The organism is Halobellus sp. Atlit-38R (genome assembly GCF_003665925.1).
In the GTDB taxonomy this organism is placed as follows: domain Archaea; phylum Halobacteriota; class Halobacteria; order Halobacteriales; family Haloferacaceae; genus Haloquadratum; species Haloquadratum inordinatus.
In genome coordinates this window covers 1-492 of the sequence record NZ_QXIJ01000249.1, presented here as the reverse complement: position 1 = coordinate 492, position 492 = coordinate 1, and the positions used below count along the sequence as shown (strand labels likewise).

General features: G+C 75.2%; 1 protein-coding gene. It reads left to right on the top strand.

The genetic code is table 11. The features are described 5' to 3' along the window. Window positions 1-492: DUF6293 family protein (locus D3D02_RS19195; protein WP_233560724.1), on the top strand; the 492-nt coding region annotated here is incomplete at both ends.

Sequence of the window (492 nt, the reverse complement as noted above, 5' to 3'; positions counted from 1 at the left end):
GACTACGCGGCGGCGGACCTCACCGACTACGGGGAGACGCGGCAGGTGATCGAGGCGGCCGCGCCCGACGCGGTCGTCCACCTGGCCGCGATCCCGCACCCCGAGGACCACGCCGGCTCGCGGGTGTTCGCGAACAACGTCGAGAGTGCGTACAACGTCTTCGACGCGGCCGGCGCCGCCGACCCCGTGGACGCGCGCGTCGACCCCGACGAACTCACCGACTACCAACGCGAGGCGTGGACGGCCGCCGCCGAGTTCGCGGAGGTCCGACCGATCCCCGTCGCGCTCGCCGACGTGTACGACGTGCTCGGCGTGACGACGACGGTCGCCGCCCGCCACCGCGCGGGCGCCGAGGACGGCGACCGCCTCTTCGGGAACGTCTCGACCGGCCCGCGGATCGCCGCGGACGGCGTCGCGCTGGCGTGTATGATCGTCGGCGCGCGCCCGTACAGCGTCGAGCCCGAGCGCCACCGGCACGACCGGCGCGAGGAG